General features: G+C 69.4%; 26 protein-coding genes. 6 read left to right on the forward strand and 20 right to left on the reverse strand.

From position 1 onward, the window contains the following. Positions 1–125: 125 nt before the first annotated feature. Together ABL843_RS12175 and ABL843_RS12180 are read right to left on the reverse strand one after the other, a co-directional pair. Complete coding sequence (locus ABL843_RS12175; protein WP_418120031.1) at positions 126–1,916, reverse strand: cytochrome c biogenesis protein DipZ; 1,791 nt, start codon at positions 1,914–1,916, stop codon at positions 126–128. Positions 1,917–2,044: 128 nt separating this feature from the next. After that, positions 2,045–3,448 carry an ATP-binding protein gene (locus ABL843_RS12180; protein ID WP_418120032.1) on the reverse strand — a complete coding sequence of 468 codons (1,404 nt, stop codon included), beginning with the start codon at positions 3,446–3,448 and terminating at the stop codon, positions 2,045–2,047. Between the two features lie 244 nt (positions 3,449–3,692). On the opposite strand from ABL843_RS12180, the gene ABL843_RS12185 reads away from it, so the two are divergent. Both ABL843_RS12185 and ABL843_RS12190 read left to right on the forward strand, forming a co-directional pair. Next, positions 3,693–4,436, forward strand: a complete 744-nt coding sequence (locus tag ABL843_RS12185; RefSeq protein WP_126018453.1) for a response regulator — start codon at positions 3,693–3,695, stop codon at positions 4,434–4,436. A 29-nt stretch (positions 4,437–4,465) separates the two neighbouring features. Next, positions 4,466–4,723: a DUF333 domain-containing protein gene (locus ABL843_RS12190; protein WP_184641903.1), complete on the forward strand. Its 258-nt coding sequence runs from the start codon at positions 4,466–4,468 to the stop codon at positions 4,721–4,723. A gap of 13 nt (positions 4,724–4,736) precedes the next feature. Here ABL843_RS12190 and ABL843_RS12195 read toward each other — a convergent pair whose 3' ends face one another. The 7 genes from ABL843_RS12195 to ABL843_RS12225 all read right to left on the reverse strand — a co-directional run bounded on the left by ABL843_RS12195 (position 4,737) and on the right by ABL843_RS12225 (position 10,614). After that, positions 4,737–4,862 carry a hypothetical protein gene (locus tag ABL843_RS12195; RefSeq protein WP_276312228.1) on the reverse strand — a complete coding sequence of 42 codons (126 nt, stop codon included), beginning with the start codon at positions 4,860–4,862 and terminating at the stop codon, positions 4,737–4,739. A gap of 20 nt (positions 4,863–4,882) precedes the next feature. After that, positions 4,883–5,473, reverse strand: a complete 591-nt coding sequence (locus ABL843_RS12200) for a thioredoxin family protein (RefSeq protein ID WP_418120033.1) — start codon at positions 5,471–5,473, stop codon at positions 4,883–4,885. Between the two features lie 161 nt (positions 5,474–5,634). After that, complete coding sequence (locus ABL843_RS12205; protein ID WP_418120034.1) at positions 5,635–6,597, reverse strand: tripartite tricarboxylate transporter substrate binding protein; 963 nt, start codon at positions 6,595–6,597, stop codon at positions 5,635–5,637. Between the two features lie 23 nt (positions 6,598–6,620). Then, positions 6,621–7,499, reverse strand: a complete 879-nt coding sequence (locus tag ABL843_RS12210; protein WP_418120035.1) for an amidohydrolase family protein — start codon at positions 7,497–7,499, stop codon at positions 6,621–6,623. Between the two features lie 3 nt (positions 7,500–7,502). Beyond that, positions 7,503–8,684, reverse strand: coding sequence for a CoA transferase (locus ABL843_RS12215; protein ID WP_418120036.1), 1,182 nt, complete (start codon positions 8,682–8,684; stop codon positions 7,503–7,505). 19 nt (positions 8,685–8,703) lie between these two features. After that, positions 8,704–9,693: a tripartite tricarboxylate transporter substrate binding protein gene (locus ABL843_RS12220; RefSeq protein ID WP_418120037.1), complete on the reverse strand. Its 990-nt coding sequence runs from the start codon at positions 9,691–9,693 to the stop codon at positions 8,704–8,706. Between the two features lie 51 nt (positions 9,694–9,744). Continuing rightward, entirely contained in the window at positions 9,745–10,614 is an 870-nt protein-coding gene (locus ABL843_RS12225) for an HpcH/HpaI aldolase/citrate lyase family protein (protein ID WP_418120038.1), read from the reverse strand. Between the two features lie 75 nt (positions 10,615–10,689). Here ABL843_RS12225 and ABL843_RS12230 point away from each other — a divergent pair, with 75 nt between their 5' ends. Next, positions 10,690–11,595 (forward strand): LysR family transcriptional regulator, encoded by a 906-nt coding sequence (locus ABL843_RS12230; protein WP_418120039.1) that lies wholly within the window; start codon positions 10,690–10,692, stop codon positions 11,593–11,595. Here the strand turns inward: ABL843_RS12230 and ABL843_RS12235 are convergent. The 7 genes from ABL843_RS12235 to ABL843_RS12265 are packed head-to-tail and all read right to left on the reverse strand — an operon-like array spanning position 11,592 to position 18,284. Continuing rightward, positions 11,592–12,281 carry a substrate-binding domain-containing protein gene (locus tag ABL843_RS12235; RefSeq protein ID WP_418120040.1) on the reverse strand — a complete coding sequence of 230 codons (690 nt, stop codon included), beginning with the start codon at positions 12,279–12,281 and terminating at the stop codon, positions 11,592–11,594. The genes ABL843_RS12230 and ABL843_RS12235 overlap by 4 nt on opposite strands. Before the next feature lie 2 nt (positions 12,282–12,283). Beyond that, positions 12,284–13,174 (reverse strand): DUF1932 domain-containing protein, encoded by an 891-nt coding sequence (locus ABL843_RS12240; protein ID WP_418120041.1) that lies wholly within the window; start codon positions 13,172–13,174, stop codon positions 12,284–12,286. Positions 13,175–13,204: 30 nt separating this feature from the next. Further along, positions 13,205–14,206, reverse strand: coding sequence for a Bug family tripartite tricarboxylate transporter substrate binding protein (locus ABL843_RS12245; RefSeq protein WP_418120042.1), 1,002 nt, complete (start codon positions 14,204–14,206; stop codon positions 13,205–13,207). Between the two features lie 13 nt (positions 14,207–14,219). Next, positions 14,220–15,206, reverse strand: coding sequence for a Bug family tripartite tricarboxylate transporter substrate binding protein (locus ABL843_RS12250; protein ID WP_418120043.1), 987 nt, complete (start codon positions 15,204–15,206; stop codon positions 14,220–14,222). Between the two features lie 34 nt (positions 15,207–15,240). Next, positions 15,241–16,545, reverse strand: a complete 1,305-nt coding sequence (locus ABL843_RS12255) for a gallate dioxygenase (protein ID WP_418120044.1) — start codon at positions 16,543–16,545, stop codon at positions 15,241–15,243. A 2-nt stretch (positions 16,546–16,547) separates the two neighbouring features. Then, positions 16,548–17,249: a 4-carboxy-4-hydroxy-2-oxoadipate aldolase/oxaloacetate decarboxylase gene (ligK, locus tag ABL843_RS12260; protein ID WP_369658580.1), complete on the reverse strand. Its 702-nt coding sequence runs from the start codon at positions 17,247–17,249 to the stop codon at positions 16,548–16,550. Positions 17,250–17,255: 6 nt separating this feature from the next. Then, complete coding sequence (locus ABL843_RS12265) at positions 17,256–18,284, reverse strand: amidohydrolase family protein (RefSeq protein WP_418120045.1); 1,029 nt, start codon at positions 18,282–18,284, stop codon at positions 17,256–17,258. Between the two features lie 168 nt (positions 18,285–18,452). Here ABL843_RS12265 and ABL843_RS12270 point away from each other — a divergent pair, with 168 nt between their 5' ends. Next, positions 18,453–19,754, forward strand: a complete 1,302-nt coding sequence (locus ABL843_RS12270) for a LysR family transcriptional regulator (RefSeq protein ID WP_418120046.1) — start codon at positions 18,453–18,455, stop codon at positions 19,752–19,754. 573 nt (positions 19,755–20,327) lie between these two features. On the opposite strand, the gene ABL843_RS12275 is transcribed toward ABL843_RS12270, so the two are convergent. From ABL843_RS12275 to ABL843_RS12290, 4 genes are read right to left on the reverse strand one after another with little or no spacing between them, the layout of a single operon-like run. Then, positions 20,328–21,113 carry a DUF899 domain-containing protein gene (locus tag ABL843_RS12275; protein WP_418120047.1) on the reverse strand — a complete coding sequence of 262 codons (786 nt, stop codon included), beginning with the start codon at positions 21,111–21,113 and terminating at the stop codon, positions 20,328–20,330. A gap of 17 nt (positions 21,114–21,130) precedes the next feature. Then, positions 21,131–21,799 carry a DUF6923 family protein gene (locus ABL843_RS12280; RefSeq protein ID WP_418120048.1) on the reverse strand — a complete coding sequence of 223 codons (669 nt, stop codon included), beginning with the start codon at positions 21,797–21,799 and terminating at the stop codon, positions 21,131–21,133. Between the two features lie 48 nt (positions 21,800–21,847). Then, positions 21,848–23,068, reverse strand: coding sequence for a helix-turn-helix domain-containing protein (locus tag ABL843_RS12285; protein ID WP_418120049.1), 1,221 nt, complete (start codon positions 23,066–23,068; stop codon positions 21,848–21,850). Between the two features lie 58 nt (positions 23,069–23,126). Further along, a complete protein-coding gene (locus ABL843_RS12290; RefSeq protein ID WP_418120050.1) occupies positions 23,127–23,663 on the reverse strand; it encodes a DoxX family protein in 537 nt (178 codons plus the stop codon). Between the two features lie 75 nt (positions 23,664–23,738). On the opposite strand from ABL843_RS12290, the gene ABL843_RS12295 reads away from it, so the two are divergent. Both ABL843_RS12295 and ABL843_RS12300 read left to right on the forward strand, forming a co-directional pair. Beyond that, on the forward strand, positions 23,739–24,395 hold the full coding sequence (locus tag ABL843_RS12295) for a TetR/AcrR family transcriptional regulator (protein WP_418120051.1): 657 nt from the start codon (positions 23,739–23,741) through the stop codon (positions 24,393–24,395). A gap of 156 nt (positions 24,396–24,551) precedes the next feature. Further along, the gene (locus tag ABL843_RS12300; RefSeq protein ID WP_418120461.1) at positions 24,552–25,238 is read left to right on the forward strand and encodes a cysteine hydrolase family protein; all 687 of its coding nucleotides are present in this window, start codon (positions 24,552–24,554) and stop codon (positions 25,236–25,238) included. Positions 25,239–25,274 lie beyond the last annotated feature (36 nt).

Raw genomic sequence — 25,274 nt, forward strand, 5'->3', positions numbered from 1 at the left:
CATTCAGAAGACTCGTCGGCGGCGCCATCTCCATCGCCGGAGCCGTGGTGCTCATCACTCAGCATCTTTAGCATCCTTCGCATCTTCAGGCAGCAGGGAGATGAGCGCTGCCCCGCCGTCCATCATCAGCCGAATGTGAACGCGTAGGCCTGCGCGCCCGCGTCCAGAAACTCGATCTCGAACAGTCGGTCCTTCACGTCCGACGTCTGTCGCACCAGCTGATAGAGCCGCTGCCCGTCGATGACGCCGTTGCCTTGCGCGTCGGTGTCCGTGCCATGGTCAGTGAGCGGCGGCGCGCCGTCGATCCGTATCCTGAAGCGCACCGGCTTCCCGTCCGCCGATGGCCCGAGCACCAGGTGCAGGTCGCGCGCGTGGAAGCGATAGGCGATGCGGCCGTCTGGCTGCACCAGCACCGCACGCTCTCCTTCCACCTTCCACTCGCCGGCCAGCGTCCACTGATTGATGCGCAGCGCCGAAACCCCTGAATAGACCCGTGCGCGATCATTCGAGATGCCACCGGGCGACGCGAAGTTGCGCGCCTGCCCGTACCCCAGGTAGGTCTCGCCCGAAAGAGCCGGCTCCGGGGCTGCCGCAGCTTGCGTGCCCTTGCCCTCGGGCGAGACAAGTGCCCGCGAATCAACCGGCCTGCCGGCTTCCGCCAGCAGTTGCTGAATGGCCTGCTCCGACTTCGCATACTGCCCCTCGCCGAACTGGTGGTGCCTGATGCGCCCCTGCGCGTCCACGAGATAGAAGGCCGGCCAGTACTGGTTGCCGAAGGCGCGCCAGATCGCGTAGTTGCTGTCTACGGCCACCGGGAAGCCGATGCCCAGGTCCTTGGTCGCGCGGCGCACGTTGGCCGGCTGTTTCTCGAACGCGAACTCCGGCGTGTGGACGCCCACCACCACCAGCCCGGCGTCCCTGTACTTCTCGGCCCACGCGCGAACGTAGGGCAGGGTGCGCAGGCAGTTGATGCAGGAGTAGGTCCAGAAGTCGACCAGCACGACCTTGCCGCGAAGGCTCTCTGGCGTGAGCGGGGTCGAGTTGATCCACTCGGTGGCGCCTGCGAGCGACGGGAGCATGCCCTCGTCGGGCAGCGTCAGCGAAGGCTTCTTGGGCTCGGGCTGCGTCGACGTCAGCATCAGGCCGCCGGGGTCTACGGATGCCTGCTGCGCGGACGAAGGCTGCTGCGACGGCATCGGCATGCCGATCCTCTCCACCAGGGCCTTCTCCAGCGCCGAGGTCGTGCCGATCGACAGCTGCGCGAGCAGCCCCGTGTCCAGCCCCGACGCGATGGCCGCCACGCCCGCGAGCACCGCCACGCCGGCCACGCGGCGCGCCCATTCGCCCGCGTGCAGCGACCCCTTTATCGCTGAGAACACTCGCCCGCCGAAGAGCAGCGCCGCCGCCAGCGAGGTGCACGCGCCAGCCGCATAGGCCAGCAGCAGCAGCGAGGTGCCGACGCTCGCGCCGTTGAGCGCCGCACCCGTCAGGATCAGCCCCAGGATCGGCCCCGCGCAGGGTGCCCACAGGAATCCGGTGCCGATGCCCAGCAGCAGCGGCGAGAACACCGACGCCTTCGCGTCCGTCGCCGGCCCGGACAGCCGAAGCCCCAGCGCCACCAGCGGCCGGGTCAGCCGATCGGCCACCGAGGGAAACAGCAGCGTCACACCGAACAGCGCCAGCAGCGCGATCGCCGTATGGCGCCCGTACTCGTTGAGCGCCACCACCCAGCCGCCGCCCACGGCCGCCAGCGTGGCGACGGCCGAGAACGCCAGCGCCATGCCCAACAACATCGGCAGGCCGTGCGAGCGGAACGGCCGGTCGGCGCGCGCGAACACGAAGGGGAGCACCGGCAGGATGCACGGGCTCAGGATGGTGAGCACGCCACCGAGGTAGGCAACGATGAGGAGGAACATGGTCGGATTCCTGTCGGTGAATGTTGTCGATGAATGGATGAAAAGGAAAGTCGAGGGCGAGCAGCGGCCTTCGCGGCCTCGCCATGCGAGCCGCTTCTTCGTCGGTCAGTAATTGGGGGGGCGGCGGCTCAGTCCGGTGGCGCGGCCGTGTTGGTATTCATGGTCAGCCGGGCTTCCAGCCCGCCTTGGTCCCGGTTGCGCAGCGTGAGCTCCGCGCCCATTGCCGTCGCCAGCTGCTGGGCGATGGCCAGGCCGAGACCGGTGCCGCCGGTGTTGCGGTTGCGCGAGCCCTCCACGCGGTAGAAGGGCTTGAGCACGTTCTCCAACTGGTCGGGCGGAATGCCGGGGCCGTTGTCGATCACGGCCAGCGTCAGCCGGTTGCCGCCGGCATCGGCACTGGCATGCACCTGCAGCCGCACGTCGGTGCCGAACTTCAGCGCGTTGTCGATCAGGTTCGTCAGGATGCGCCGCAGCGCGTTCGGCCGCGTCACCATGGGCTCGCCCACACGGCCCTCGAGCAGCACCTGCTGCCCCGAGTCCTCGTAGTCGGCCACCATGCTCTCGAACAGCGCGTCCGCGTCGATGCGTCGCGGCGGCTCGGTGGCGCCGTGCAGGGTGCGCGCGTAGGTCACACCCTCGCGCACCAGGGCGTGCATGGCGTCCAGGTCCTGGCGGAACTTGTCGCGGTCATGGCCATCGTCCATCAGGTCGGTGCGCAGCCGCATGCGGGTGATGGGCGTCTGCAGGTCGTGCGAGATGGCCGCGAGTATCTCCACCCGCTCGGCCATGTAGCCGGCGATGCGCTTCTGCATCGCGTTGAAGGCGCGCGCCGCGTGCCGCACCTCGGTCGGGCCTTCCTCGGCCAGCTGCTGGCCCTTCAGGTCGGGGCCCAGCTCGTCGGCCGCGTCGGCCAGCTGCGCCAGCGGCCGCGTGACCAGCCGCACCGCATACCAGGCGCACACCGCCAGCACCAGCAGCTGCACCCACAGCAGCCACATCACCCAGCTCGACACCGGCATGTCCACGCGCCGCGCATGCACGATCACCGAGGAGCCGTCCGACAGCCGCACCTGGATCTGCAGACCCTGCGGCGGGCTGCTCACCTGGCCGATCTTCACGATCTCGAAGGGGCGCATCGCGTCGGCGATGGCGGTCGCGAACTGCTGCGTCGAAGCCGTGTCGGGCGCCTTGCCCTGTGCGTTCCCGCCGAGCACGAAGTGGTAGTTGCGCCGCTCCAGCCGCGCCAGCCAGCCCTCGCGCTCGGCGGCGGGCAGCCGGTCGAGGATGGCGACCGAGCTGGCGATGTCGCGCTCGATGCCGATCATCATCAACTCGCGCATCGCGATGCCGCGCTCGTAGCCGATGGCCATGAAGGTCAGCAGCTGCGCGATGGCCAGCCCGACGACGATGATCAGCGTCACCCGCGAGAACAGCGAGCGCGGCAGCAGGCGGCGCAGGCCCGTGGCGGGGGAGGCCGGGGCGGGGGAGGCCGGGGCGATGTCGGCGGGAAGGCTGGCGGCGGAAGTAGGCATGGGCAGGTTTATAGACCCGCTTGCGCCTCGCGGCGCGGCGCTTTGTATTCCAGTGTGTTGGGCGGCGTGGCCCGACATACAACATTACCCGCCACGCTCGGGCCGCAGCCGTGGCGCCGGCCGGGCAACATAGTGTGGCCGGCCCGCCCGCGGGATACACGGGAATACAAAACCGCCCGATCCGGCGCCCGTCCGGGCTACATTGCACCTGCCCGCTTTTCCTCGGGCGCCTCGCCGCACCGCCATGAACATCGCCAAGACCTCCGACCACATCCTCATCGTCGACGACGACCGGGAAATCCGCGAACTGCTCTCCACCTACCTGGTCAAGAACGGCCTGCGCGTGGTGACGGTGCCCACGGGGCGGCACATGCGCGCGGCACTGGAGGAGTCGGGGCCCTTCGATCTCATCATCCTCGACCTGATGCTGCCGGGCGAAGACGGCCTCACGCTGTGCCGCGACCTGCGCACCGGCAAGTACAAGGCCACGCCCATCCTGATGCTCACCGCCCGCAGCGAGGAGGCCGACCGCATCCTCGGGCTGGAGATGGGGGCCGACGACTACCTGGCCAAGCCGTTTTCCGCGCGCGAGCTGCTGGCGCGCATCCGCTCGGTGCTGCGCCGCACGCGCATGCTGCCGCCGAACATGCGCTCCACCGAGTCGGCCTCGAGGCTGGCTTTCGGCGACTGGCAGGTCGATACCACCGCGCGCAACCTGATCGACGACAGCGGCGTGATGGTGGCGCTCAGCGGCGCGGAGTACCGGCTGCTGATGGTGTTCCTCGACCACCCGCAGAAGGTGCTGAGCCGCGACCAGCTGCTGAGCCTCACCCAGGGCCGCGAGGCCGAGCTCTTCGAGCGCTCCATCGACCTGCTGGTGAGCCGCCTGCGCCAGCGGCTGCGCGACGATGCGCGCGAGCCGCGCTACATCAAGACGGTGCGCAGCGAGGGCTACGTCTTCTCATCGGCTGTCGAGGCGCTGGACTGAGGCCGAAGCCGCGGGCCTACACTCGCGGAATGATCAAGCCACTGTTCCTCCCGGCGGGCGCGCTTCTTTCGCTTCTGCTGGTCACCGCGTGTGCCCAGCCCGAGCCACCCCGGCCCGCGCCGCCGCCGGTCGGCATGGCGAACCCGGCCTCGGTCTACTGCAAGAGCCTCGGGGGCAAGACGCTCCTGAGGTCGAACGACAAGGGGCAGTACGGCATCTGCGAGCTTCCGGATGGCAGGCAGATCGAGGAGTGGGAGCTCTACCGCCGGGATCATCCGGCGAAGTAGGGCGGTTTCAGCTTCACTTCGACGGCTTGCGCGAGCCGTCTTCCCGTCTGGACGAGATGCATTGGCAGCTCACCGGATTGCGGATTTCATGCGCGACGCCGCCCGCGAAGAAGAGCAGGGCGAGCCAGAGTTTCTTCATGTCTGCTGCTCCGCGCGGCTTCAGGTTCCCGAAGGAGCCGCAGTGGTGGCGGCGGGTGCAGGCTCGGCCAGCAGCGCCTGGATCTTCTTCTCTGTGGTCCCGTAGCTGCCCTCGCCGAAGTGCGAGTAGACGATCTTCCCCTGCTTGTCGATCAAGTACACGGCGGGCCAGTACTGGTTCCTGAAGGCCTTCCAGGTGCCGTAGCTGTTGTCCTGCGCAACCGCGTGCCTGATCTGCAGGCGCTCGATGGCGTCCTTCACGTTCTTCGTCGACTTCTCGAAGGCGAACTCCGGCGTGTGCACGCCGACCACCACCAGGCCCTTGTCCTTGTACTTCTGGTTCCAGTCCTTCACGTAGGGAAGGTGGTTCAGGCAGTTGATGCAGGTGTAGGTCCAGAAGTCGACCAGCACCACCTTGCCGCGCAGCTCGCTCAGCTTGAGCGGCTGCGAATTGAGCCAGCTGTCGATGTTCTGGAATTCGGGCGCCGGCGCCGCCTCGCTGGCGGGAATGTCGCCGCCGAAGGGCGAGGGTGCCGCAAAGGTCAGCGTGAGGGCGGCCGCCGAGGCGGCGATGGCGACTGCGAAATAGAGGGCGGAAGAGCGAAAGCGCATGGCGGTTCCTTCGGAAGAGTGACGGACGTTCGTCTGTGAACGGAGCCGATTCTTCGCCGGGCCGCCTGCGCGCGCAGCGAATTGCGTATTCCTCTGTATCTGCGGGACGCTGCCCGCACACTACGTTTCACACCCGTTTCACACTCCGCCGGACGCGAGGGTCAATCGACCCTGATGTTGCGCGCGCGGACCAGCGCGCTCACCCTGCCGGTCTCGTCCTTCACGAACTTCGCGAAGGCCTCCGGCGTGGTGCCGGCCGGTTCCAGGCCGAGCTGCAGCAGCTTCTGCCGAACGGCCGGGTCGTTGACGGCGGCCTGCACCGCCTTGCCCAGCTTCTGCACGATATCGGCCGGCGTGCCCTTGGGCAGGAACACGCCGTTCCACTCGACCACGTTGTAGCCTGGCAGGCCAGACTCGGCCAGCGTCGGCACATCGGGCAACCCCGGCACGCGCTTGCTGGAGCTCACGCCCAGCGCGCGCAGCTTGCCGCTCTTCACGTAGCTCAGCGTCGAGGCCACGTTGCCGAAGTAGGCCGACACCTGCTCGCCCATCACGTCGGTCAGCGCGGGGGCGCCGCCCTTGTAGGGCACGTGCATCAGGTTGATCTTCGCCTGCTCGTTCAGCGCCTCGCCCGCCAGGTGCGAGCCGGTGCCGCCGCCGGCCGACGCGAAGCTCAGCTTGCCCGGGTTCTTGCGCGCGTAGTCGATGAACTCCGGCACCGTCTTGTAGGGCGCAGTCGCGGGCACGACCAGGATCTGCGGCGCGGTGGCCACCAGCGACACCGGAATGAAGTCCTTCGCCGCGTCGAAGGGCAGCTTGCGCAGCGAGGGGTTCACCGAGAACGCCGAGGCGTCGTACAGCACGGTGTAGCCGTCCGCCGCCGCCTTGGCCACGTTGTCGGCACCGATCACGCCGCCCGCGCCCGGCTTGTTGTCGATCACGATCTGCTGGCCCAGCGCGGCGCTCATCTGCTGTGCGACGATGCGCGCGGTGTTGTCGGCGCCGCCGCCTGCGGCATACGGCACTACCATGCGGATGGGCTTGTCGGGCCAGGCGGCCCAGCCCAGCAGGGGAGCGGCGCTGGCGGCCAGTGCGGCGATGGATTTCAGGAGTCGCTTCTTCATCTCGATGTCTCGGGTCTTGGGGTTCAGGAAAAGTCGTAGAGCCGTGCCGGGTTGTCGACGAGCACGCGGCGGCGCGCGGCTTCGTCGGGCACCCAGCGGCCCAGCAGGTCGAAGAGCTGCGCGTCGTCAGGCTTGGCCGCGCGCTCCGTCGGGTGGGGCCAATCGCTGCCCCATACGACCCGCTCGGGCGCCTGCGTCGCCCAGGCCCTGGCAACGTCGATGGTGTCGGCATAGCCGCCTTCGGCGCCGGCTGCGGAGTCGAGGTAGGCGCCCGAAAGCTTGATCCAGGTGCGGCCGTTGTCGAGCAGCCGGCTCACCACCCGGTATGCGGGGTGCGAGAGCCTATCGGGCTGCGGCAGCCGTGCGAGATGGTCGAAGACCACCGTGCAGGGCAGGCGATCGAGCAGTGCCGCATGCGCCGCGATCTGGTCGGCGCTCCAGTGCAGCTGCACATGCCAGCCCAGCGCGTGCACACGCCGTGCCAGCGGTTCGACCATGGAAAAGTCCGTCGCCGCGTTCGTCGAGGTGTGCAGCGTGAAGCGAATGCCCCGGATGCCGCCCTCGTGCAGCTGCTTCAGCTCGGCATCGCTCACCTCGGGCCGCACCACCGCCACGCCGCGCGTGCTGTGCGCGCCCAGCGCCTGGATGGCCGCGAGCGTCACGCTGTTGTCGGTGCCGTGCACGCGCGGCTGCACGACGACCGTGCGCTGCGTGCCGTTGCGCTGCTGCAGCAGGCGATAGTCGTCGGCGGTGGCGTTGTCCAGCATGGCATCGGGCGAGCCATACATCGGAAAGCGGCGGTCGTACACGTGGATGTGCGCGTCGCATGCGCCCTCTGGCGCCGCGATGGCCGGCTTGCGCGTGCCGGCGCTGTGGGGCACGGCGATCATCTCGTCGGGCATTTCTCAGTCGTCCGCGCGTCGCCTGGCCAGTACGGCGGCCGTGTGCTGGCCCAGCGTCGGCGCTGCAAAAGGCTCGGGGCCGGGCGTGCGGCCGAAGCGCACCGGGCGGGTGAAGCCCCGGTACGAGCCCAGCGTCGGGTGCGGGAAGTTCGCCACCATGTCCTCGGCCCGCACCTGCTCGTTGTCGAACATGTCTTCCACGGTGCGGGCGGCGGAGCAGGGCACTTCCTCGCCGAAGATCTCTTCCCATTCGAGCGCGCTGCGCGCGGCCAGCGCAGCGCGCAGCTTCGGCACGATCTCGGCCGCGTGCTGCGCGCGCTTGCGCACCGAGTCGTAGCGCTCGTCGGCCGCGAGCTCGGGCAGTCCGGCCTTGGCGCACAGCGCCTGCCAGAAATGCGGCGTGTTGGCCGAGATGTAGATGTGCCCCTCGCGCGTCGGGTGGATCCCGGTGATGCCGCCGGAGCGCATGTCGCGCCCCACGTCCTTCGGCTCGCCCTCGGCCCACACCATGCGCGCCGACTGCATCGTGAGCGCCGAGCGCAGCAGCGACACGCCGACGAACTGGCCCTCGCCGCTCTTCTCGCGCTCGTACAGCGCCGAGGCGACGCCCGCGGCCACCAGCGCGGCCGCGTAGTAGTCCACCACCGAGCCGTAGATGATCTCGGGCGGCTCTCCGCGCTTGCCCTGCAGCGCGCACATGCCGGTCATGGTCTGTAGCACCTGGTCGTAGCCGGCCTTCTCGCGCAGCGGACCGGTCTCGCCGTAGCCGGTGACCGCGCAGTAGATGAGCCGCGGGTTCACCGCCTTCAGCTGCTCGTAGGCGATGCCCAGCCGCGGCGGCACGCTGGGCCTGAAGTTGTGCACCAGCACGTCGGCGCTGCGCACCAGTTGCATCAGCACCGCCAGGTCGTCGGGGTTCTTCAGGTCGAGCACCGCGCCCAGCTTGCTGCGGTTGACGCCGACGAACGCGCGGCTTTCGGCTTCCAGCGTCGAGGGGTACTTGCGCAGGTTGTCGCCCGTGGGCGGCTCGATCTTGATGACTTCCGCGCCCTGGTCGGCCAGCAGCGAGCAGCCGTACGGGCCCGCGATGTAGGCGCTCAGGTCGAGCACGCGCAGGCCGCTCAGCGGCCCGGCGGGGCCCTGGCGCTCTGGCAGGCGCGTGTTCTCAGGGGCGGTGTGGCTCATGGGCTTTCTCTTTCCTTGTTCAGTCTGCGGTGATGTTCTGTTGCTTCGCCAGCTTCTTCCAGCGCTCCACGTCCTCGGCGATGACGGTGCCGAACTGCGCCGGCGTGAGCGGCGTGGCGATGGCGCCTTCGCGCAGGAAGTTGGCCGCGATCTCGGGCTTCGACAGGATCTGGTTGACCGCGCCGTTCAGCTTCGCGATCACGTCGGCCGGCGTGCCCGCCGGCGCTAGCAGGCCCCACCAGAGTTCGAATTCGTAGCCGGGCACCGCAGTCGAAATGGGTGTGAGGTCGGGTGCGATGGGGCTCGGCTTCAGGCTGGTGATGCCGACCGCGCGCAGCTTGCCGGCGCGCACCATCGGCAGCAGCGAGGGGCCGCTGGAGATCAGCAGCTGCGTCTGGTTGCCCACGAGATCGGTCACCGCCGGGCCCATGCCCTTGTACGGGATGTGAGCGATCTGCAGGTCGCCCACCTTGGCCTTCAGCAGCTCGGTGCCGAACTGGTTGACGCTGCCTGAGCCGGAGGACGCGTAGTTGTACTGGCCCGGCTTCGCCTTGATGGCGGCGATGAGTTCGGCCGGCGTCTTCGCGGGGAACTCGTTGTTGACCGCGACGATGAACGGCCCCTTGGCGAACATCGCCACCGGCGCGAGTCCCTTGACCGGGTCGAAGGGCAGCTTCGACTGCACCGCCGCGTTGGTCGTCATGCTCGAAGACACGGCTACCAGGGTGTAGCCGTCGGGCGCCGCCTTGGCCACCTGGCCCGTGCCGGTGTTGCCGCTCGCGCCGGGGCGGTTGTCGATGATGACCGGCTGCTTGAGCTGGTCGCCCAGCTCCTTGGCCACCTGCCGCGCGAAGGTGTCGTTGGAGCCACCGGCCGGGTAGGGCACGACGATGGTGATGGGCTTGGAAGGGTAGGCCGCCTGCGCGAGCGCGGTGCCGCCCAGCGCGGCAAGCACGACTGTCGAGGCTGCGGCGAGCGCGCGCGGGCGAAGGAACGAGGGAATACGCATCTGTCTTGTCTCCGGTTTTCTTATGGATGGGGAAGCAGGTCCAGCCCGAAATCAGTTCGGGATCAGACCGAGGCTGCGCGCGCTCTCGACGATGGCGCGCGCGCGGATCACGAAGGGGATGTCGATCATCTTTCCGTCCACCACGTAGGCTCCGACGCCCTTGGCGTCGGCTTCGCGCGCCGCCTCGACCACCTTGCGGGCGTGCGCGATCTCCTCGTCGGTCGGGCGGAACACCTCGTTGGCGATGGCGATCTGGCTCGGGTGGATGCAGGTCTTGCCCAGGAAGCCCAGGTCGCGCGCCAGCTTCGCTTCGGCACGGAAGCCCTCGGCGTCGCGGATGTCGGCGAAGGCGCTGTCGTAGGCGTACAGGCCTGCTTCGCCGGCCGCGATGCGCACCGCGAACATCGCCTGGCGGATCGCCGAGGGCTCGCGCCGGGCAATGCCCAGCGGCTCGAACAGGTCGCCCAGCCCCAGCTGCAGGCCTGCCACGCGCGGATGCGCCAGCGCGAGCTCGGCCGCCATGCGCAGCGCGGCGGGCGTCTCGATGTTCAGCAGCAGTCCGATGGGCGCCTGCACGCCGTTGGCCTGCTCCGCGCGCTCGATGGCTTCGGCGGCTGCGCGCACATGCGCGGGGCTCTGCGGCTTGGGCAGGTTGATGAGCTGCACGCCGGTGCGCGCGACCGCCGCAATGTCGCGCTCGAAATGCGGCGTATCCATGGCGTTGACGCGCACGATCAGCGTCTTGCGCGACGAAGCCGCGTCGCCGCTCTCGAGGAACTGGCGCACCGTCTCGCGCGCCTCGTCCTTGCGCGGCTCGGACACGGCGTCTTCCAGGTCGAGGCTGATGGCGTCCGCCTCGCCCGCGAGCGCCTTGGCGAACAGTTCGGGGCGGGTGCCGGGAACGAAGAGTTTGCTTCTCATGAGGGCAGTGTCGGCAGTTCATGAGAAGAGAAAAACAGCTGTTCACTGCGATCACATCGCAGAAAATCTATCTTCATGGAAACGGCCTACCTGCAAAGCTTTCTTCTGGTGGTGGAGTCGGGCTCGATGTCCGAGGCCGCGCGCCGGCTCGACCTCACGCCCGGTGCGGTGGCGCAGCAGATCCGTGCGCTGGAGCGCGAGCTCAACGCGTCGCTGCTCGCGCGCGCCGGCCGCACCGTGCAGCCCACCGAGGCCGGCCACCGGCTGGTGCAGCGGGCGCGCACGCTGCTGCGCGAAGTGAGCGACATCAAGGCGCTGCTGGGCAGCGAGTCGGCGGGCGGCGAACTGGTCATCGGCACCATCAACACGGCCATCCACAGCCTGCTGCCGGACATCCTCGCGCGCTTCGTGAAGACGCACCCGGGCGTGAAGGTGTTCCTGCAGTCGGGCACCACCGCCACGCTCTACAAGGCGATGCAGCAGGGCGAGCTCGACGCGGCCGTGTGCCTGTATCCGCAGTTCGCGCTCGCCAAGACCTTCGACTGGGCGCTGCTGCGCGAGGAGCCGCTGGTGCTGCTCGCGCCCAGCCGCCTCGCGCGGCGCGACCCCCACGAGCTGCTGCGCACCTCGCCGCTGATCCGCTACGACCGCAACCTCGGCGGCGGCAAGCAGGCCGACCGCTACCTGCGCGCGGCGGGCATCGTTCCGCAGGAGCGCTTCGAGCTCAGTTCGCTGCTGGCCATCGCGATGATGGTCGACCGGGGCCTGGGCGTGTCGGTCGTGCCCGACATCGCTTCACCGCTGCTCGAAGGGCAGCGCATCGTGAAGATCCCGCTGCCGCTGCCCTCGGAAACGCGGCGCTTCGGCATCCTGTGGCTCAGGGCTTCACCGCGGCTGAAGCTGATCCATGACTTCGTCGAGAGCGCCGGGCTGGTCACGGCGGGGAAGGGCAATGGCGCCCGAAGACCGGCCGCGCGTTAGGCCGGCTCCATGCCATGGCGGCGCTTGGCTTTTTCGGCAGCGGGAGAGCCGAGGTAGGCGAGCAGTTCGTCCGCGGCATCCGGCCTGGGGGTGTTCGCCACCGGTGCCGCACTGAAGATCGTCGTGATCTGGACCGCCGGCGGCAGCGGCCCCAGCAGCGTGGCGCCTTCGACACCGATCAGCTCGCTGAACTGCTGGAAGCCCAGTGAGGCTTCCCCGCGCGCGAGCAGCGAACCCACCGGCACGCCGGGAGGCGCCTGCACCAGCCGTTCCTTGACCGCATCGGCGATGCCCCAGCGCTCGAACAGCGCGATCAGCGCAACGCCGCTCGGCCCGGTCGAGTAGGCGATGCGGGCCGCGTCCAGCACGGCGCGCCGCACCGATTCTTCGGTGGAGATGTCGACTTGCGCCGCTCCAGCGGCAACCGCCACCGCGACGCCCGATCGCACCACATCGACCTTGCGCGACGCATCCACCTTGCCGGCAGCCGCCAGCTTGTCGATGGCATCCGATGCCAGGACCACCACGTCGAAGGGCTCTCCCGCCGACACGCGCCGCGCGGCGTCCACGCCGCCCACCGCCTCGAAGGCTACCGGCACGCCGCTCGTGCCCGTGTACGCGGCGGCGAGTTCCGCCAGCAGCCCCTTCGTGGCCATGGAGCTGATGGCCCTGATCGGACCCTCCATGCTCATCTGCGCCCGATCAGCCGGTCCGCGTAGGCCTGCCAGTCGCTCGATGCATCGATACCGTCGAACAGGCCCTCGCGCGCCTGCGTGGCCACCCAGTCCTGCTTGGCCGCGATGGCGGAGGCCATCAGCGGCTCGAAGCCGGCTTCGCGCACGGTCTGCGCCGCCTCGCGCATTTCCTCGGCGCGGCGCTTGCCGTGCTGCACCACGCGGCTGAAGAAGTAGGCGCCTTGCCTGTCCCAGTCGATCTGCGGGAAGGTTTCCCTCAGCGTGGGCAGCACGTGTTCTTCCACGCCGTAGCGCCTCGCCGTGGCGTAGCTCTCGATGACCAGCGCCTCCAGGCCCTTGATCATGATGCTGCGGCTCATCTTGATCGCCGAAGCGATGCCGAGCCGGTCGCTCACCGCACGCACGTCCATGCCCCAGCCGCACAGCGTCGCGGCGAGCGCTTCTGCGTGCGCGCCGCCCAGCAGCATCGGCACGCGGATGCCGTAGGGCGGCACGGAAGTCATCACGCCCGCCTCGACGTAAGCGACGCCCACCGCTTCGAGCGCGGCGGCGGCGCGCTGCTTGGTGCCGGGCGATGCCGAGTTGAGGTCGAGCAAGCGCGAGCCGGCGCGTGCATGGCGCGCGGCTTCCTCGGCCACCGCGAGGGTGCTGGAGGCGGTGACGGCCGAGATCAGCAGGTCCGCGTGGCTGCAGAGCTCCTGCATGCTGCCCGCCACGCGCAGTCCGTCGCGTTCCGCCGCGGCGCGTGCGGCTTCGCCGGTCGCGGCGTCGGCGAAGCGCAGGTCCCATGCCCAGACGGCGTCCACGCCGTCTTTCCCGAGCAGGCCGCGTCCGAAGATGCCGCCCACCTCGCCATGGCCGATGAGGCCCAGTGTGATTCCCATGATGCTGCTTGTCCTTCCTTGTGATCGAAGTCAGTCTACGGTGATGCGCGCGCTCTTGATCACGCGGTTCCAGCGCTTCATCTCGCTGGCGATCAGCTCGCCGAAGGCCTGCGGCGTGGTGGGCGTGGGTTCGGCGCCTTCGGCCGCGAGCCGCGCATGCACTTCGGCCGCGTTGAGCGACTGGTTGATCTGCCTGTTGAGCATGGCGACGATCTCCGCCGGGGTGCCGGCCGGCGCGACCACGCCGTACCACTGGTCGGCCTCGAAATCCTTCGTGCCGGGCACGCCGCTTTCCGCCACCGTCGGTACCTCGGGCAGCAGCGCGATGCGCCTGGGGCTCGACACCGCCAGCGCGCGCAGCCTGCCCGACTTGATGTGCGGCAGCAGCGCGGGCGCACCGGTGAAGAGCATCTGCAGCTGGCCCGCCAGCAGATCGGTGACGGCCGGCGCCGTGCCGCGGTAGGGCACGTGCATGAAGGAGGCGCCCGTCTGCAGCTTCAGGTACTCGGTGGCGATGTGCGCCGCGCTGCCGTTGCCGCCGGAGCCGAAGGCCAGCTGGTTCGGGCGCGACTTCGCCAGCGCGATCAGCTCTGCAAGCGAGCGGGCAGGCACCGACTCGTGCACCACCAGCACGTTCGGCACGCGCGCCACCCAGGCCACGGGCGCGAAGCTGCGCACCGGGTCGTAGTCGAGCTTGGGGTAGAGCGACGGGTTGATCGCCAGCGTGCCGATGTGCCCCATCAGCAGCGTGTAGCCGTCGGCGGGCGACTTCGCCACCTTGTCCGCGCCGATGGAGCCGCCAGCGCCGGGCAGGTTGTCGACCACCACCGGCTGGTGCCATGCACGCCCGAGCTCGATGCCGATGGCGCGCCCGAGCACGTCGGTGGAGCCGCCGGGCGTGAAGGGAATGACCATGCGTATCGGTTTCGATGGATACGCCTGCTGCGCCATCGCGATGCGGCTCGCCGGAAGAAGGGCGGCGGCTGTGGCGGTGATGAGGGCCTGCCGGCGGGTGATGCCTGTGCTCGTCATGGTGGTAGCCGCCTCAGTCCGGCTTGATGCCGGCTTCGCGGATCAGCTTGCCGTAGCGCGCCACGTCCGCCTTGAGCAGCTTGTCGAACTGCGCGGTCGGTCCCGGCAGCGGAACGCCGCCCGCGGCCGCGAGCTGGTTGCGCACCTCGGGCGAGTCGATGGCCTTCTGCACCGCGTCGTGCAGCTTCTCGACCACAGGCTTCGGCAGCCCGGCCGGTCCGACGAAGCCGTACCAGACGCTGGCCTCGAAGCCTGGATAGCCCGACTCCGCGACGGTGGGCACGCCCGGCAGCACGGCGGAACGGTCGGCGCTCATCACCGCCAGCACGCGCAGCTTGCCGGACTTGGCCAGCGGCAGCGCTTCGAGCGCATTGACCGCGACCACGTCCACATGGCCGCCGAGCACGTCGGTGAGCGCCTGCGCGCCGCCCTTGTAGGGCACATGCCGCAGCTGCAGGCCGGCGGTGTGCTGGAACAGCTCCATCGCGAGATGCGGCGTCGAGCCGTTGCCCGGCGTGGCGACGGTCAAGCCACCGGGCTTGGACTTGGCCGCCGCGACCAGCTCCGGCAGCGTCTTGATAGCCGATTCCTCGCGCACCGTGAACACCACCGGCACCCGGCCGACCGAGGCGATGGGCGTCAGCTCGCGCTCCAGGTCGTAGGGCACGGGCTGGAAGAGCGACGGGTTCACCGCCAGCGCATTGGCGGCCAGCAGCAGCGTGTAGCCGTCGGGCGGGCTGGTGACGACCGACTTGATGGCGATGTTCGTGCCCGCGCCGGGCTTGTTCTCGACCACCACCGGCTGGCCGAGGATGGCCGACATCCGCAGGCCGACCGAGCGCGCGATGGCATCGACCGCGCCGCCGGCGCTGTAGCCCACGAGGATCTTCAGGGGCTTGGAGGGAAAGGCATCGGCCGCGGCGGCATTGCCGAACTGGCCGAGCGCGACCACGGCAGCCATGCCGAGGGCAAGGCGCCGGGAAAGCAGGGTTCTCATCATCTTCGTTGTCTCCAGAATCGAAAGCGGGGAAGGCTCAGTGCGGCTTCGGCGCGGCGGCCTTGTCCCACGTTTGCGGCGCGGCGTCCTTGCCGGCCACCGAATACAGAGCGCCGGGCGCGTTGCGGGTCTGCTGGAAGTCCTCCAGCGACTGGCCGCGCATCGCGGCGTAGATGTGCAGGTTCGACACGCCCACCACCGCGCCCAGCTTCTCCAGCATGAAGAAGATCACGCCGTACTGGATCAGCCCGCGCCAGTCGCGGTGGCGCACCATGTCGCGCTCCCTGGCCGTCAGGCCGGCGGCTTCGAAGGCGGCTTCCTCGTCGGCGAGGAAGGCCGCGCGATGCGCGGGCCGTGTCATGCCGTGCAGGAACTTGTTGAGGCGGTAGGCGCGCACGCTGGTCTCCAGCGTGAAGGGGTAGGTGCCCTGCAGCGCCTCGACGCCGGCGAGTTCCTGCGCGACATGGCGGCGGTGGCGCTCCACCTCGCCCGCGATGGGAGGGCTCGCAAGGTTCTCGTAGATGGCGGTGGCGATGCCCGTCATCGAGGGCAGGTAGTAGCTCTGGTGCGTCTTGCGCACGTTCGACGACAGCGCCCCGCGCATCACCAGCCACATGATGACCTCGGCGCCTTCCATGCCGCCCAGCGTCGCAAGCTCGGCCTGCGTCATCTCGGTGAGCCGCACCGGGTCGTTCTCGATAAGGTCGAGAAACTGCGCGTCCCACGCCGTGTTGTTGAAGCCCGCGCGCTCGCCGTGCACCTGGTGCGAGAGCCCGCCGGTGGCGACGATGGCCACCTTGATGTCGTCGGGGTAGCTCTCGATGGCGCGCCGCAGCGCCTGCCCGAGCCGGTAGCAGCGCCGCGCCGAGGGCACGGGCGACTGCAGCACGCCCACCTGCAGCGGGATCACGGGCACCGGCCATGCCGGCTTGTGCGGGCACAGCAGCGACATCGGCGAGAACACGCCGTGGTCCAGCGCGCGGTCCTGGAAGAAGGACATGTCGAACTCGTCCGCCACCATCGAGCGGCCGATGTGCCGCGCCAGCGCCGGATGGCCGGCCAGCGGCGGCAGCTCGCGCGCGCCGCCGCCTTCGTCGGCCACCTCGTGCCGCTCGCCCACGCCCAGCGAGAAGGCCGAGTAGTGGTCGAAGAAGAAGGAGCTGACGTGGTCGTTGTAGATGAAGAAGAGCACGTCGGGCTTCTTTTCGGCCAGCCACTGCTGTACCGGCGCGAAGGCTTCGAAGATGGGAGCCCACACCGGGTCGTCCTGCTTGTTCTTGTCGAAGGCGAAGCCGATGGTGGGTGTGTGGGAACAGGCGACGGCGCCGATGATCGTGGCCATGGTCAGTCCAGGTAGCGCAGGCCGGCCTTGGCCAGCGGCTCGCGCATGCCGTACATGTCCAGTCCCAGCTCCCCGGCTGCGAAGCGCGCGCGCTTGCCGGCCTCGTTGGCCTCGCGCGCTTCGGCGGCATCGGCCACGCGCGCGGCCAGCTGAGCGGGCACCACCACCACGCCGTCGATGTCGGCCAGCACCACGTCGCCCGGCTGCACCAGCGCGCCGGCGCACACCACCGGCACATTGACCGAGCCCAGCGTGGCCTTGATGGTCCCCTTGGAGTGGATGGCACGGCTGAACACCGGGAAGTCCATGGCGACGAGGTCGCGCACGTCGCGCACGCCGCCGTCGATCACCAGGCCCTTGCAGCCGCGCGCCTTGAAGGAGGTGGCGAGCAGGTCGCCGAAGAAACCGTCGGTGCTGTCGGCGGTGCAGGCGGCCACCACCACGTCGCCGGGCCGGATCTGCTCGGCCGCGACGTGCAGCATCCAGTTGTCGCCGGGCTGCAGCAGCACGGTGACGGCAGTGCCGCACATGCGCGCCTCGGGGTGGATGGGGCGGATGCGCGGCGCCATCAGGCCGAGGCGGCCCAGCGCCTCGTGCACGGTGGAGACGCCGAAGCGCGAGAGCTTCTCGACGGCGGCCGCGTCGGCGCGCGCGATGCGCCGGTGCACGACGCCGAGTTCCTGGAGCAGGGGAGTGTTCGACATGTTCTTTCAGAGTCCTCTTTGCTTGAGCGCGCGGTCCAGGCGCGGGTACACGCGGCGCGCGTTGCCTTCGTAGATCTGGCGGCGCGCCTTGTCGTCGAGCATCGGCGTGGCGTCGATGTAGCGGCGCGTGTCGTCGTAGTTGAAGCCGGTCTCGGGGTCGATGCCGCGCACCGCGCCGATCATTTCGCTCGCGAAGAGCACGTTGTCGACCGGGATCACGCGCGTGAGCAGATCGATGCCCGGCTGGTGGTACACGCAGGTGTCGAAGAAGATGTTGTTGAGCAGGTGATCCTTCAGCAGCGGCTTCTTCATCTCCTGCGCCAGGCCCCGGAAACGCCCCCAGTGGTAGGGCACCGCGCCGCCGCCGTGCGGGATGACGAAGCGCAGCGTCGGGAAGTCCTTGAACAGGTCCGAGGTGAGGCACTGCATGAAGGCCGTGGTGTCGGCGTTCAGGTAGTGCGCGCCGGTGGTGTGGAAGCAGGCGTTGCAGCTCGTGCTCACGTGCACCATGGCGGGAATGTCCAGCTCCACCATCTTTTCGTAGACCGGATACCAGTGCCGGTCGGAAAGCGGCGGGCTGGTCCAGTGGCCGCCCGAGGGGTCGGGGTTGAGGTTGATGCCCACGAAGCCGTATTCGTTCACGCAGCGCTCCAGCTCGGGAATGCAGCTGGCCGGATCGACGCCCGGCGACTGCGGCAGCATGGCCGCGCCGATGAAGTGGTCGGGAAAGAGCCGGCTCACGCGATGGCACAGCTCGTTGCAGATGGCGGCCCAGGTCGAGGACACCTCGAAGTCGCCGATGTGGTGTGCCATGAAGCTCGCGCGCGGGCTGAAGATGGTGAGGTCGCTGCCGCGCTCCTTCATCAGCCGTAGCTGGTTGCCCTCGATGGATTCGCGCAATTCGTCGTCGCTGATCTTCAGCTCCGACACCTTCGGCCGTGCCGATGGGTCCTGGATGGCGGCGACCTGCCGGTTGCGCCAGGCCTCCAGGGACTTGGGCGCGGTCGTGTAGTGGCCGTGGCAGTCGATGATCATGCGCGGGGCTCCGGGTGGCGTGCAGGGGGTGCTTCAAGCATGGAAGAAGTCTGCGGCCCGGCGGCACGGCGTGGCGTGAGTTAGCGTTGCGCTGCCATCAGTCTTTTTTATCGACAAGGGTTTACCCATGGTGGCGAAAATGCACGGCTTGGAGGAGCCTTGCAGGCCATGGGCCACCTAGCCGGGAATCACAAAGTTATCGAGCACGCGGACAGCGTGGCGCTGGGCATCAACCTGCGCCACCTGCGCGCGTTCTCGGCCGTGGCCTCGGCCGGGAGCATCGCGGCGGCGGCCGACGCGCTGTTCCGCGTGGCCTCGGCGGTGACGCGCTCCATCCTCGACCTGGAGGCCGTGCTCGGCAGGCCGCTGTTCGACCGGGGCCCGCGCGGCGTGGCACTCAATGCCTATGGCGAGCTGGTGCTGGCGCGCGCGCTGCGCATCGAGCGCGAGTTCGAGGAGGCGCGTGCGCAGCTTGCAACCCGTGGCGGCGTGGCCGGCGCAGGGGGCGCGGCCGACGTGCATTCGCTCTTCGCGTCGATCCTCAACGGCCGGCGGCTCGCGGTGATCGCGAGCCTCGCCGAAAAGCGCAACATGCCGGCCGTCGCGCGCGAGTTCGGCATCACGCAGCCTGCGATCAGCAGCGCGCTGAAGGACCTGGAAAGCGGGCTGGGCGTGACGCTCTTCAACCGCAACGCACGCGGGCTCTCGGCCACGCCGGCCGGCGAGATCGTGGCCTTCTACTTCAGGCGCGTGCTGTCGGAGCTGCGGCACATCGGCCCCGACATCGCGGCCAGCGAGGGCACGCTGCAGGGCCGCGTGGTGGTGGGCGCGCTGCCGCTGGGGCGTACGCAGATCCTGCCGCTGGCCATCGCCTCGCTGCTCGCGCGCCATCCGCGCCTGCACGTCGCGACGGTGGAGAGCCCGTACGACGCGCTGGCCGCTTCGCTGCGCAGCGGCGACATCGACTTCATCCTCGGCGCCCTGCGTACCGCTGACGAGGCGAAGGACCTGCAGCAGGAGCCGCTCTTCGAGGACCGCATCTCGGTGATCGCCCGCGCCGGACACCCACTCGCGCGGGCGAAGCGCATCGACTTCAGGACGCTGCGCGAGGCGAGGTGGACGCTCTCGCGCCCCGGTTCACCGTCTCGCGAACTGCTGGAGCGCTTCTTTTCCGACGCGCGGCAGGCGCCGCCGGTGCCCGCTGTGGAGACGGGCGACCTCGCCGTGCTGCGCAGCCTGCTGCTGGAGAGCGACATGCTCACCGCGATCTCCGCGCACCAGCTGCGCTACGAGATCCGCGACGGCAGCCTGGTGGCGCTCGACTTTCCGCTGGAGGAAACCCGCCGCGAGATCGGCCTGAGCCAGCGCCAGGGTGCCTTCCCTTCGCCGGGCGCGCGGGCGTTGATGGAGGAGATTCGCCAGGTGGTGGCCGGTTCGCCCGACTTCCGCGCGCCGAACGGCCGGAAGTGAAGCATCGCCACGGCAAGGTCGAAGCCGCGGCACACACCGGCGGCGACCGCGCCGGTGACGGCCAGCATCGCCGCCATGTGCACGCCGACCGCCGCGAGGGCCAGCATCAGCGAGCCCGATGCGGTGATCTCTCGGGCTGCGGGAGCGTCGCTCATGCACAGCGGTATCAGCGCCGGCACCAGCATCAGGCCGGCGCCGTGCGCGGTGGCCATCATGAAGGACCAGAGCGCTAGCCCCGTGTGACTGGCCTTGCCGCGCCGCAGGTGGTGCGCCGCGGCCGCGACGAGCAGCAAGCCCGCCAGCACCAGCAGCACCGTGCGATCCATCGATGGAGCGAACACGACTGCGCCGGCCACCAATGCGACGGAAGCGGCATGCCCGAGGGCGATCGGCACCAGGGCCCGAAGCACCCGCGAACGGTCGTGCGAGCGCAGGCCCGAGGCGGCGGCGAAGGCCCAGCCGGTGGCGGGATTCAGCCCGTGAAGTGCTCCGACTCCCGCGACCGCGAGCCATGGCCAGAGGCTTGCCATGATGTGGTCGCCTTCACGCGTCGAAGCTGCCGCCGTTCGCGCCTCAGGCCTGCCTGTCGCAGCAGCACGCGCCGATGGCGGGCGTTTCCGTCTGCGACTCGTAGCGGTCGTGGTGGCGCACCCAATCCATCTTGTAGGGCACATCGCGCTCGTCGCGGCCCTTGGGCATGAGGTCCATCATGTTGTAGGCGCCCATCATCACTTCCACGCCGCGGCCGAAGGTCGAGTAGGTGTGGAACACCTCGCCGGCCTCGTTCCTGTAGAACGCGCTGATGCCGGGCGCCTCGTCGTGCGGGAAGGGCAGCTTGCCGTAGTTGTAGTAGACCTCGCCGGTGGCCAGCTCCTCGGGCGTGAAGCTGACGTGGAAGTCGAGGTTGAAGTCGCTGCCGTGCGACGACACCCAGTCGAAGCGCCAGCCCATGCGTTCGCGGAACTGCATGATCTTCGCGAGCGGCGCGCGCGAGACGGCCACCAGCGTGATGTCGCGGTGCGCGAGGTGCACGTTCATGCCGTCGGTATGGTCGGCCATGAAGGAGCAGCTCTGGCAGCCTTGCTCCCAGTCCGGGCCGAGCATGAAGTGCTGCACCAGCAGCTGGCTGCGGCCCTTGAAGAGATCGGCCAGCGTGCGCTTGCCCTCGGGCGTGTCGAAGACGTAGTTCTTCTGCACGCGCTCCCACGGCAGCGCGCGGCGCTCGCGGGCGATCTGGTCGCGCAGATGTGTCAGTTCCTTTTCGCGTGCAAGGAATGCCTTGCGTTCCGCGAGCCACTGCTCGCTGGAGACGACGCGATGGTTCGTCGTTTCGGGTGCTTCGATGGTCGTGGTGTTCATGATGGATGGCTCCTGTGTCAGTGGCTGGACTGGGGACGGCGCACCGCGCGGACCTTGCCGCTGGCGCCGCCGCCGGCATAGAAGAGGCCGGCGCCGTCGGATTCGAGCCCGCTCACGCCCGCGCCGCGCGGCATTTCGAGCCGCTCCAGCACGGCGCCGGTCTGTGGGTCGATGCGGCGGATGTCGCTTTCCTCCGCCTCCCAGGTGCCGTGCCAGAGTTCGCCGTCGACCCAGGTCACGCCGGTGACGAAGCGGTTCGACTCGATGGTGCGCACGACGGCGCCGGTCTCGGGGTTGACCTGGTGGATCTTGCGGTCGCGGTACTGGCCCACCCACAGGCTGCCCTCGGCCCAGGTCAGGCCCGAGTCGTAGCCGTTGCCGGGCGAGGGGATCGACGCCAGCACCTTGCCGGTGGCCGGGTCGATCTTGTCGATGCGCGACTCGGCGATCTGGTAGAGGTACTTGCCGTCGAAGGCGGTGCCGGCGTCGCAGGGGACGTCCAGCGTCTGGCTGGTCTCGCCGCTGGCGGGGTCGAAGGCCACCAGCTTCGCGCCGGTGGCGGCCCATACGCGGCGGCCGTCGTGGGTCACGCCGTGGACCTGGCCGGCGCCGCCGAACGGGCCGTATTCGCGCACGATCTCGGCGGCGCGTACCGTGGGATGGCTCTTGCCTGTCTTGCTGCTCATCGTTGGCTCCTTGTGTGAAGCGCCCCGGACAGGCGCCTGGAGCCAACTCTATTCAATAGGCAGCGCAGCGGGGAGTAACAAGATCGTCGTGAATCCGGCCAGCGGCGGCGCGAGCCACTTCTGCGACCGGGCCTTGCCGATGGAACGCACCCGGCCCTGCGCCTCCAGCTCGACCAGCGCGCGCTGCACCGTGCGCTGGCTGGCCCCCAGCGCCAGCGCAAGGGCCGAGGTGGACCATGCGGCGCCATCGGAAAGCAGCGCCGCCAGCGAGGCCTGTTCGCCGTCGATGGGCGGTGCCAGCACCGCGACGCCGCGCTCGCCGTGCGGCCGGAGCACGAAGCCGCGCGGCGTGGCCTCGATGCTCGCCATCGCTTGGACGAGCGCGCGCAGCCGGCCTATCTCCACGCGCAGGCGCGCGCGATGCGTTTCGTCGGGGTGGCGGGTGCGGAAGGCGCTTTCGATCAGCGCCTCGCGATCGACATCGCCCGGCCATGCCTCGGCGAGCGAGCGTGCCAGCGAGAACAGCACCGGCCGCCGCGCCAGAGGCCGCCACGCATCGCCGGCGCCCAGGCCACGGCGGCAGGCGTCGACCACCAGCGTGTCCGAGGCGAGGAGGGCGGCGACTTCGCCCAGGCGCAGCGGCTGCTCGCCGCCGGAGCCGACCCGCCGGGCGGCGGGGCGCTCGAAGGCGGCTTGGGCCTCGGCGACTTCGGCAAGCAGGGCCGGCACGCGCGCGCGAACCGCTGCTTCGTGCGCACGGGCGAGCGAGGCCTGCGCAGCCGCGATGCGCAATGAGCGAAGCGACAGTTCTGTCGTCGCAAGCTCGGCCACCGCCGTCAGCGAGGGTGGCAGGCCGCGCGTGTTGAGATGAGCGAGGGCCGCCTCCGCGTCTTCGAGCCGGCCCAGCAGCAGCAGGCGGCGCGCCGCGATCAGCCGGGCCTGCACTGCATTGGCGTGATCCTCGTGCGATTCGAGCGCGGTGGCGGCATGCGCCAGCGAGCGCGTCGATCCGCCCAGGTCGCGCATGGCCAGGGCGACTTCGGCCTCGGCGACGATGCAGCGAGCGCGCGAAAGCTCCTCATGCGCACCGAAGCCGCGCGCGGCGCGCCGCAGCAGCTCGCGCGCACGCGGATGCTCGCCGAGCTGGGCCATCGCGATGCCGCGCAGCGCCAGCGCCGGCGGATCGTCGCGCAGGGCGACCCGCTTGAGCGCTCCGAGCGCATCGCCCGCGGCAAGGGCGCGGGCGGAGGCGGCGATGAGGGAGTCCATGGAGGCGGATTATCTTGATGGCGGCCTCCGCGTTGACAGTTTGTGTTGCTTTGCCGCTTCAGGCCGCGAGCTTCCCGTTCTTCGGCTGCGGCACGCGCGACTGCGGTGCCTGCCGGGGCCAGACACCGGAGCAATACAGCGCCCAGGCAATAAAAACGGGCTGGAACAGCGGCCGGATCCAGAAGTACCACGCGCCGAACTCCAGCCCCTGCACCGTCTGCCCCTTGAGCGCGACGCTGATGTTCGCGCTGACCACGCAGACCAGCATCACCGAGAGCCAGATGCCCGCCTGCCGCTGCAGGTTGGGCAGGCCGAGGCGCCGGTAGACCGGCGCCGGGACCAGCAGGCCCAGCCCGCCGGCAAGCTCCGCAACGCCGGTCAGGTAGACCCATGCCAGCGCATGCCCCGCGAGGGCGTCGGGAATCATCGGCGCGTAGCGCGTGGAGGCGTTCACGAAGTGGTCGACGCCGGTGAACAGGAAGCCGAGGCCCATGCCCCAGCGCATGGCGGCGCGCAGGCCCAGCGGGCGCTTCAGCAGATGGGACACCGCCCAGGCGATCACGCCGAAGGAGGAGATGAAGAAGAGAAAGCTCATGACGGATGACGTGTGTTTACAGTGGAAACATTGTGCAGACGTATAGTTTCCACTGTCAACATCAGGGCATTGCCGATGAGCACGAACTCGTCTTCCTCTTCCTCCTCTTCTTCTTCATCCTCTTCGTACCACCATGGCGATCTCAAGGCGGGCCTTCTTGCCTATGCCCGCGAGCAGATGGAGCGCGACAACCTCGACGGCCTTTCGATGCGCGAGATGGCCAAGGCCGTGGGCGTCTCGCACACCGCCGCGTACCGCCATTTCCAGGACAAGCGCGCGCTGATGGAGGCCGTGGCGCTGCAGGGCTTCGAGGAGATGCAGGCGGCTTGCCAGTCGGCGATCGACGCGGCTCCCGCCGGCGCCCGTTCGAGGCTCAAGGCCTGTGGCAGCGCCTATGTCGGCTTCGGGCTGAGGTCGCCGCGGCTGCTGGCCCACATGTTCGGCGCGGTAGCTCAATCGCGCTCGAACGAAGGGCTGGTGCAGGCCGGCGCGCGACTCTTCGACCAGCTGCTCCAGCTGGTGGGCGACGGTCAGGCCGATGGCACCTTCCGCGAGGGTGATGCCCGGCAGCTTTCGCACACCTGCTGGGCGATGGTGCATGGCCTCTCGGCATTGCTGGGTGTGGGCGTGATGCGCACGCCCGATGCGCAGATCGACACCCTGATGCTCAGCGCCGGGCAGGCGCTCGATGTGCTGCTCGACGGAATTGCGGCGAACACTGCCTCATGCTGATGGCCCGGGGTGCTGTGCGCATCCCGCACAACACTTGTCGCCGCGCCCGCCTAGGCGTGAAGGAAGGCCGTTCCTAGACTTTCCCCCATCGATTTCGATGGACCTACAGGAACAGCAAACATGTCTTTCTCATCAGGACTCTCCCGCCGCGGACTCATGGGCGTGCTCGTCGCGCCGTATGCGGCCGGCATCGTCGGCGGCTCGGCGGCAGCGGCTGCAACAACGCAGCCGTTGCCCACGCCCACCATCCGCGCGATGTCGGGCGCGAAGCCGATACAGCAACTGCGCCGCAACGCGACGGCGCTGCTGGTGATCGACTTCCAGAACGAATACTTCACCGGCCGCATGCCCATTGCCGACGGCGCGCGCGCCGCTGCCCAGACCAGGCGCCTGCTGGCCTGGGCCGACCAGCACGCGATGCCCGTCTTCCAGATCCAGCACATCGCCCCCGAAGGCGCGGCCACCTTCGCCAGGGACGGCAAGACCGTCGCCTTCCACCCCGAGATGCAGCCCCGCTCGCGCGACAAGGTCGTGCAGAAGACCACCGTCAGCGTCTTCGCGAGCACCGACATCGCGCAGCAGTTGCGCTCGGCCGGCGTGCAGACGCTGGTGATCGCCGGCCTGATGACCCATGCCTGCGTGGCCGGCGCCGCCCGCGACGCAGGGCCGCAGGGCTTCGACGTGGTCGTGTCTTCCGATGCCACCGCCACCCGCGCGATCCGCCGCGAGAACGGCGACACCGTGTCGCACGACAGCCTGCACCGCGCGGCGCTGGCCGAGATCGAGGACACCTTCGGCGACGTGCTGAGCACTTCGCAGATCCTGGCCCTGCCGGTCGCCTGACGGAAAATGCGCGGCTTCTGAAGTACCCGCGGGAGG

The sequence above is a fragment of the Variovorax sp. 350MFTsu5.1 genome (genome assembly GCF_048302515.1).
In the GTDB taxonomy this organism is placed as follows: Bacteria; Pseudomonadota; Gammaproteobacteria; order Burkholderiales; family Burkholderiaceae_C; genus Variovorax; species Variovorax guangxiensis.

Excerpts from the sequence above, each read along its gene's own strand:
- ABL843_RS12175 (WP_418120031.1), bottom strand. The coding sequence starts at position 1,916 with ATGTTCCTCCTCATCGTTGCCTACCTCGGTGGCGTGCTCACCATCCTG.
- ABL843_RS12180 (WP_418120032.1), bottom strand. The coding sequence starts at position 3,448 with ATGCCTACTTCCGCCGCCAGCCTTCCCGCCGACATCGCCCCGGCCTCC.
- ABL843_RS12185 (WP_126018453.1), top strand. The coding sequence starts at position 3,693 with ATGAACATCGCCAAGACCTCCGACCACATCCTCATCGTCGACGACGAC.
- ABL843_RS12190 (WP_184641903.1), top strand. The coding sequence starts at position 4,466 with ATGATCAAGCCACTGTTCCTCCCGGCGGGCGCGCTTCTTTCGCTTCTG.
- ABL843_RS12195 (WP_276312228.1), bottom strand. The coding sequence starts at position 4,862 with ATGAAGAAACTCTGGCTCGCCCTGCTCTTCTTCGCGGGCGGCGTCGCG.
- ABL843_RS12200 (WP_418120033.1), bottom strand. The coding sequence starts at position 5,473 with ATGCGCTTTCGCTCTTCCGCCCTCTATTTCGCAGTCGCCATCGCCGCC.
- ABL843_RS12205 (WP_418120034.1), bottom strand. The coding sequence starts at position 6,597 with ATGAAGAAGCGACTCCTGAAATCCATCGCCGCACTGGCCGCCAGCGCC.
- ABL843_RS12210 (WP_418120035.1), bottom strand. The coding sequence starts at position 7,499 with ATGCCCGACGAGATGATCGCCGTGCCCCACAGCGCCGGCACGCGCAAG.
- ABL843_RS12215 (WP_418120036.1), bottom strand. The coding sequence starts at position 8,684 with ATGAGCCACACCGCCCCTGAGAACACGCGCCTGCCAGAGCGCCAGGGC.
- ABL843_RS12220 (WP_418120037.1), bottom strand. The coding sequence starts at position 9,693 with ATGCGTATTCCCTCGTTCCTTCGCCCGCGCGCGCTCGCCGCAGCCTCG.
- ABL843_RS12225 (WP_418120038.1), bottom strand. The coding sequence starts at position 10,614 with ATGAGAAGCAAACTCTTCGTTCCCGGCACCCGCCCCGAACTGTTCGCC.
- ABL843_RS12230 (WP_418120039.1), top strand. The coding sequence starts at position 10,690 with ATGGAAACGGCCTACCTGCAAAGCTTTCTTCTGGTGGTGGAGTCGGGC.
- ABL843_RS12235 (WP_418120040.1), bottom strand. The coding sequence starts at position 12,281 with ATGGAGGGTCCGATCAGGGCCATCAGCTCCATGGCCACGAAGGGGCTG.
- ABL843_RS12240 (WP_418120041.1), bottom strand. The coding sequence starts at position 13,174 with ATGGGAATCACACTGGGCCTCATCGGCCATGGCGAGGTGGGCGGCATC.
- ABL843_RS12245 (WP_418120042.1), bottom strand. The coding sequence starts at position 14,206 with ATGACGAGCACAGGCATCACCCGCCGGCAGGCCCTCATCACCGCCACA.
- ABL843_RS12250 (WP_418120043.1), bottom strand. The coding sequence starts at position 15,206 with ATGATGAGAACCCTGCTTTCCCGGCGCCTTGCCCTCGGCATGGCTGCC.
- ABL843_RS12255 (WP_418120044.1), bottom strand. The coding sequence starts at position 16,545 with ATGGCCACGATCATCGGCGCCGTCGCCTGTTCCCACACACCCACCATC.
- ligK (WP_369658580.1), bottom strand. The coding sequence starts at position 17,249 with ATGTCGAACACTCCCCTGCTCCAGGAACTCGGCGTCGTGCACCGGCGC.
- ABL843_RS12265 (WP_418120045.1), bottom strand. The coding sequence starts at position 18,284 with ATGATCATCGACTGCCACGGCCACTACACGACCGCGCCCAAGTCCCTG.
- ABL843_RS12270 (WP_418120046.1), top strand. The coding sequence starts at position 18,453 with ATGGGCCACCTAGCCGGGAATCACAAAGTTATCGAGCACGCGGACAGC.
- ABL843_RS12275 (WP_418120047.1), bottom strand. The coding sequence starts at position 21,113 with ATGAACACCACGACCATCGAAGCACCCGAAACGACGAACCATCGCGTC.
- ABL843_RS12280 (WP_418120048.1), bottom strand. The coding sequence starts at position 21,799 with ATGAGCAGCAAGACAGGCAAGAGCCATCCCACGGTACGCGCCGCCGAG.
- ABL843_RS12285 (WP_418120049.1), bottom strand. The coding sequence starts at position 23,068 with ATGGACTCCCTCATCGCCGCCTCCGCCCGCGCCCTTGCCGCGGGCGAT.
- ABL843_RS12290 (WP_418120050.1), bottom strand. The coding sequence starts at position 23,663 with ATGAGCTTTCTCTTCTTCATCTCCTCCTTCGGCGTGATCGCCTGGGCG.
- ABL843_RS12295 (WP_418120051.1), top strand. The coding sequence starts at position 23,739 with ATGAGCACGAACTCGTCTTCCTCTTCCTCCTCTTCTTCTTCATCCTCT.
- ABL843_RS12300 (WP_418120461.1), top strand. The coding sequence starts at position 24,552 with ATGGGCGTGCTCGTCGCGCCGTATGCGGCCGGCATCGTCGGCGGCTCG.